The organism is Larkinella arboricola (assembly GCF_003259745.1).
Taxonomy (GTDB): domain Bacteria; phylum Bacteroidota; class Bacteroidia; order Cytophagales; family Spirosomataceae; genus Larkinella; species Larkinella arboricola.
Genome location: NZ_QLMC01000004.1, coordinates 844,408 through 851,884, shown reverse-complemented (window position 1 = coordinate 851,884; position 7,477 = coordinate 844,408). Strand labels below are relative to the sequence as shown.

2 protein-coding genes are annotated in these 7,477 nt (G+C 49.0%); both read right to left on the bottom strand.

Annotated elements, in window-relative coordinates; translation table 11 throughout:
- On the bottom strand, window positions 1-5,539 hold a 5,539-nt coding region (locus tag LX87_RS19155; RefSeq protein WP_229310725.1), incomplete at its 3' end, for a malectin domain-containing carbohydrate-binding protein.
- 1,725 nt (window positions 5,540-7,264) lie between these two features.
- On the bottom strand, window positions 7,265-7,477 hold a 213-nt coding region (locus LX87_RS19150), incomplete at its 5' end, for a GDP-mannose 4,6-dehydratase (protein ID WP_211325330.1).

Here is a 7,477-nt window from a genome sequence, read left to right as displayed (position 1 = left end):
TCCGCGTACCAGCCGGGAACGGGGCCTGAATAACAGTAACGGTAATGACCTCCTGAGCCGACAAGGCTGGTGTACCATTGTCAGTCACCTTGATGGTGAAGCTTGTGGTACCGGTGGTCGTGGGCTTCCAGCTGAAAGCCCCCGTGCTGGCGTTGATGCTGGCTGAGGCCGGACCTGACACAGTGTAGGTCAGCGTCTGAGCCGGTACATCGGCATCGGTGGCTTGAGCCGTAAAGGTCAGGCTCTGGCCTAAGGTCACCGTCTGACTGCCAATCGAAGCCAGCACCGGAGCCAGGTTGGCCGGGGGCGTTGCGGCTATGACTTCAATGGCATTAACTTTTGGACTCTGGCTGCTGCCCTGACTGAAGGCCAGGTTCAACGTACCATCGGTAACATAGACACCTACCGTTTCCTGGACGGCTTTCAAAGTTCCCCCTGCTTTCTGAGTAATGTCATACTCGGTTAACCGGCGAATGCCTTCAGCATCGACGTTGAACTTACGCGTGGTCGTGCCGTTGATGACGGCCGAATACGTTTCAGCAAAGTGCAGTGTAACGTTATAATACCCATTGGTTACAGGTACCTCATAGCTGAAGTTGCCATACCGTTCGGTTTGATACAAGGCATCATCTTCGGTGTTGTCGATGGGCACCGCCCCCGCATTGGCGATGTTGCCCCCGGTGAAGTAGGTGTCAGCCACAAACGGCCGGCCGTCAGCGGCCGTGTAAGCTACCCCACCGGCATTGATCCGCGTACCAGCCGGGAACGGGGCCTGAATAACGGTAACGGTAAATACCTTCTGATCTGATAAGGCTGGTGTACCATTGTCGGTTACCTTGATGGTGAAGCTCGTGGTACCCGTCGTGGTGGGTTTCCAGCTGAAAGCCCCCGTGCTGGCATTAATGGTAGCCGAAGTGGGGCCGCCTGTCTTGCTATACGTGAGTGTCTGGTCAGGCAAATCAGCATCCGTAGCCAGGGCTGTAAAGGTCAGGCTCTGGCCTAAGGTGATCGTCTGGCTACTAATGGAAGCCAGTATGGGAGCATGGTTAGGCGGTGGTGTACCGGCCACAATCTCAATGGCATTGACCTTCGGATTCTGAGAGCTGCCCTGACTAAAGACCAGGTTCAGCGTACCATCGGTGACATTCACACCCAAGGTTTTCTGCACGGCTTTCAGTGTACCGCCTGCTTCCTGCGCAATGTTGTACTCGGTCAATCGGCGAATCCCTTCGGCATCGACGTTAAACTTACGGGTGGTGGTGCCGTTAATGACGGCCGAATACGTTTCAGCAAAGTGCAGCGTAACGTTATAATACCCATTGGTTACCGGTACATTGTAGCTGAAGTTACCGTAGCGTTCGGTCTGATACAGGGCATCATCCTGTGTACCATTAATGGGTACATTGCCAGCGCTGCTGGTACCACCTCCACTGAAGTAGGTATCAGCCACAAATTGCTTACCGTCCGAGGTTGCAAATACGGGGCCACCGGCATTAATCCGAGTACCCGGAACGTCCGGATTCACGGTAACAGTAACGACTTCCTGACTTGATAAAGCCGGCGTTCCATTGTCAGTGACTTTCACCGTCAGGCTGAAAATGCCCGTAGTCGTTGGTGTCCAGCTGAAAGCACCGGTATTGGGGTTAATGGTGGCCGCTTCGTGACCCGATACACTATAGGTCAGGGCCTGCACCGGTATATCTGCATCGGTGGCCTGGGCGGTGAAGCTCAACGGCTTACCCACCGTAGCACTTTTCGCACCAATTGTTGCCAGTACCGGCGCCTGGTTAGCTGGCGGAGCCTGGTCTACAACCGTAAACGTAATGGTCAGGGGTGTACCAGCCGTTCCGGTTGCGCTCGCTCCCGAGTAGGGAGTAGTGGTCAAATTGTAGCTGCCTACTGCCGGTATCCAGGGGTTGTAGTTTCCATTAGTATCTCCGAACAAGGAATAAGGGGCTCCCGTTTCAGTCTGCGTTTTACTCTGCTTACCGCTTAAAACCATTTTCACGGAACCTACCGTGTTGGGACTGGTATTAGCCCGAATATTCAGATTCCGCGTAGGTAGCGTGTTCAGGTTCAACTGGTCTCCATTGGTAAGTACCTTAATTTCCTGCTCCGTATCTGCATTCATCAAACTATAATTGATGACTTGCTGACCACCTGCCGGACTGTTGACGGTAACAATGATAATTTTCTGATCGGATAATGCCGGTGAACCGTTATCGGTTACTCTCACCGTCAGATTGAAGGTACCGGTTGAAGTGGGCGTCCAGCTGAGCGCTCCAGTTGTCGGGGTGATCGTGGCCGTAGCCTGACCCGAAACGCTGTACGTCAGCACCTGGGCGGGCTCATCACTGTCCGTAGCCTGCACGGTCAGGTTAAGCGCTTGTCCCAGGGTAAGTGTCTGGCTGCTGATCGAAGCCAGTATGGGAGCATGGTTAGGCGGTGGTGTACCGGCCACAATCTCAATGGCATTGACCTTGGGACTCTGGCTGCTGCCCTGACTAAAGACAATATTCAGCGTGCCATCGGTGACATTCACGCCCAGGGTTTTCTGCACGGCTTTCAGTGTACCTCCTGCTTCCTGAGCAATGTTGTACTCGGTCAACCGGCGAACCCCCTCGGCATCGACGTTAAACTTACGGGTGGTGGTGCCGTTAATGACGGCCGAATACGTTTCAGCAAAGTGCAGCGTAACGTTATAATACCCATTGGTTACCGGTACATTGTAGCTGAAGTTACCATACCGTTCGGTCTGATACAGGGCATCATCTTCGGTGTTGTCGATGGGCACCGTCCCGGCTTTGGCCGTGTTGCCTCCACTGAAGTACGCATCAGCCACAAACTGCCGACCGTCTAAGCTCGTAACTACCGGTCCGCCCGCATTTACTCGGGTACCCGGAGCCGGACTCACCGTGACGGTAACAACTTCCTCCGTCGATAGAGACGGTTGTCCATTGTCAGTGACTTTCACCGTCAGGCTGAACGTACCGGTGGTGGTGGGTGTCCAGCCGAAAGCACCGGTTGTTGGATTGATTGTGGCGGAAGCCGGGCCTGATACACTATAGGTCAGCTCCTGAGCCGGCACATCACGATCAATAGCCTGAACCGTAAAGGTCAGCTCCTGACCCACGGTGGCCGTTTTAGTGCCAATGGCCGCCAATTCCGGAGCGGTATTGACCGGCACATCCGGCAGAACACGAATAAAGTCCCAGACAGCCGTAAACGGAGTGGAGCCTACACACGTGGAAGTAACCCCTACTGCCAGTGCAGGTGGCCCCTGAATCGCTTCCAGCAACGCACCCCCCACCTGGATAGCTGGCCCTAAATTTGTAATCGGACCATTATCCTTGGAATATTTGGGCTGAACCCGTCCCGTAACCGGATTCACCGCCAGAAACAGATCCAGTGTAGAGGAAGGTAAACCGCCCGGCAGCGAGTAGTTATGGCTTGTCACCACGCCATTTTCCTCGTACAGGACTTCTATCCCACCCGATCCGCCATCGGCTCCCAGGGTCATTCTCAAATAGTTATCCTGGTCCCCGGTACCAATATAGGTTCCTACTGCCTGCCAGTAATGCGGAATATCACCGTTGAAGAAAGGCCCAAGCACCCGGGTTTGTACCGCAAAAGAGCCTGTGCTGGTCGTTGTATTGACGCCAAACTGGAAGCCGTTTTCCTGATTATTCTGATTTCCGTAGGAATCGCCGGGGGTTGTGCGGTCAACGGAGAAAGCTCCTACTGCACCACCGGCCGTCAGACTATCCTTATTAAACAGCTCACGGTATGTAATACCGGGGCGTTTGGGCAGCATCAAGCCCGTGAAACCTAATCCAAATAAACCGGTTCCCGGGTATTCGTTAAAGAGCTCATACCGAATGGGCAGGTTCGTGGTTGTACCGTTGTGTGGATCAAGGGCAAAATAATCCACATCGTCATTTATCCCGTCGTTGTCATCATCAGGGTCGTTTAGATCCGACAAAAAGTCGCCGTCGGCATCGCTTGGCCGACTGGCGGAGGTACAGGGATTACTTCCGTTGTCAATCTCATCGGCATTGCTGTAGCCGTCACCGTCATCGTCAAAGCTGGTACTATAGGCTGCCACACATTCGCCCGAGGTATTCTCCGGTTCGAATACGTAGATGTTACTCTGTAAGTAACATACGACCCAAACCGTACCGGGGAAGATGTCATTGTCACCCTGGGCCGTAATATCCAGTGGCTGAGAGCCGAAGTTAGACGCGTAGGGTTTCCCCAGGTTATTCTTTTTAGCGCCCCTGGGGTTCAGCACATCGGTACCATCCGCCGTAAGCGTAACATCCTGGACGTTACCGTCAAAAGAAGCCAGGAGCAGGTGCCCTTTTAAATTATTGTTGAATATCGACGACGTATACTCCGTAATCCCGTTCGTGGAGGAAGGAAAAGTCAGCAGGGCATTGTTGGTTTCACCCGGATTCTGAAAATCCCCTTCGATGGGGTGAGCCATGCTGACCGGCACCGGCGGCCAGTCGGCGGGCAGCGGATTAGGTCCAGTGGTACTGTTCCGCCATACGCCCACGCCATTGTTATGCGTGTAAAGCCCGGCACCGGCCGGATTGGCCCGAATCGGGTTCGGATGACCGGCATAGTATGTACCGGGAATATACGTATTAAGATCACCAATGTAGTGAAAATGATCGAGGTTGTTTACCTTCGGATCATTCGGCCCCGCTTTCGTTGAACCGGGTTCACCCGTAACATAGTTGTTGGTAACATTCGGCGTCCCCTCATTTTCCGGGTGTCCTCCCCAGCCCGGGTTGGCGCCGTTATCGGTTACGTACATCTTCCGGGACTTGGTAATGACCAGGTCATACGGGTTACGAAAACCGGATGCAAAGACCTGCACCGGACCACCCGGTACAATTTTAGCCTGGTTCAGCCCGTCGTTCCCACCGAAGGGGTCGTTGGCGTCGGGGTTGCCGGGCCGATCCGGATCATCGAGGGTCGGAAGATCATACTTATATTTATTAGGGCCGGTTCCCTGGGTCGGCATGGCTTCAATGGCCGCCAGGTCAACGGAAAGAACGGCTGCGGTTAAAGCATACTCGGGTGTAAACGCAAAGTTATTGGAAGGAGATCCCGCGTTGGTAATCCCTCCCACCGCAATATACATCATATTGCCATCGATCTGCATCCCGTTTACGGAGTGGTTTTCCTCCGAACGCGGCAAGCCCCGGACCAGATCTACTTTGTCCCAGCCGGTGGGGGTCTTGGTCAGTTTTGAAATAATGCCCGAATTGGTATCCAGATTCAAATCGCCCTCAGGGCCACCTTCACGGCTGTCGCTGGAGCTAACGTAGATGATGGGATTGGTAGTCGAACCGGTTACGACCAGACCCGTAACCTGCCGAACGGTAATGTTCGTCGCCAGTGAACCGTCGTCGTTATGGTTTGGGATTCCATTGATCAGGCTAATGGTTTCCTGACTAGCGATGGCGTAGTCATTCGGTCCGTTTTTAACAATGGTAAGGATCTTGATGAGCCCATTCTTCTGGGACACATACAGTTTACCGTCGGGACCGAACTGTAACGATGTTGGATTTTTTAACGCAGCCGAAATCGCCAGGCGAGCTCCTTTATTGTTTTCTTTTAGAAGGCTGGCCGTGAAATTAATCTTGGTACCATTCTGCTGACCGCCAATCTTTTGACTAGTCTCCTTCTTTTTAAGTTCATAGGTGCTTTTGTATTGGCTCCGGTCAGGGCCATTATTTTGAGACCATACTTGTTGGATACTCAAAAAAGCAAAAATAAATACCCAAAGAAAGGCGGTGTAAGCAGTGCGTATTAAGAAGGCGATTTCAGTAAATCTTTTTTTCATACGACTTAAAAAATATAAAATAGAAAGTTGACCCTTACTCAAATATTGAATTAAACTCATATTCACTCGGCACATACGCATTTATAGCCTCCTAAAGCCCGTGAGAGGCTCTAGAGTAGTCATTAACCACCTACCTTACCTCTAAGTAAATCTGCTTTTATCCGTGGCAAATTTACTCAAAAAAGCGAAGTATTGAATTGGTTAGTGGTTTTTATTGCATTTCAGAATTGAATATTCTAAGGAATACACAACAAGCAGATTTTATTCCCTTAAGCTTGTCAGCAGTACCAAATAGTAGTTTGGCAATTCACTAATAGAGTCACTCTAAAAGCGAAACTTTCGTTGCACGCCGATTTTTTTGGGAGTTGAATAATCAAAACTTTAAATACTTATTGCCGACAGTAAAGTAAAGTAATTTGTAGGTATTTTTTATATTATTCGAAAACGACAAATCGCATCAGTTTTATTTAATAATTGTATGCACAAGAAATAAAAATAGCCATTTGGTAAAAAAATAATTATACCATTCATGATTAACGAACAGCAAAAATATCATACCAAACAAAAATATATTAACCTATTCACGGGACAACACCCTAGAAAACAACACTTTAGTAACTAAAAACAAGTACCTCCTCTCGTCTCTTATTATCAAGTTTGTCATTATTTATGCTTATACCGAATTATAAATATTTACTATTTAAACTGAGTAAATTTTATCCCGGCCCGTAAAATAAATATATCATAATGTTTAATTTTTTCTAAATTTTATCACATTATAAATAAATTAAAAATTTACTCTTACTCACTCCTTAAAAGAAGATTGAGGTGTAAATAGCAAGTAATAATGAAGGGGGCAATAGTTCTGTTTCTATCCAAAGCTTAACAACATTTCGATTTTAGAAGGATTACCTAGCGTCAGAATAATATAAAATTTAAAAGGAGGCTTATTTTAAGTGTCATGCTAATTAAAGGATATGAATTGTTAGCGCTATCATTATCCTACTAAGTAAATGTTACATCAAAGCGAGAGAAACGAATGGTTATGATATGGCTTGAAGTAGTCTCTAGCGGCCTTCAACAGTCAAAATATTTTTCAGATTTTATCCCTATTCAGCTAATAACGGGCGTTAATCTCTTTCAATAAATTTAAACACTAAAGCATTTATCAGAAATAAATATTTTACCACATCTGCTAAATAACCACTCCAATATGCATCATTCAGCCTTATTAACGTTATACGCCACTATTTATCAGACAAAATTGACATAATTATTATTTATTAAGCCCATTGATAGGCATTCGCAAAACAAAATGGCCCGCTTAAACCTGAAAGGTAGTCTAAGCGAGCCATTCTATTAATAATCGACAGATTAGTCGATCAAAGAGGTGAAAGCATCCGTAAATTATTCATAATAATTAGGCACCAGATGGCCTTCGCCAGCCAGCAACTGATCCCGCCGGAACAAGGCAACATCCGCCTGCATCATGTCTTTGACCAGACCCGCCAGGTCGTACTTGGGTGTCCAGTTCAGCTTCGTCATCGCCTTGGTCGGATCCCCCAACAACAAGTCCACTTCCGTCGGACGGAAATACCGCTCATCGATGCTGAGCACTTC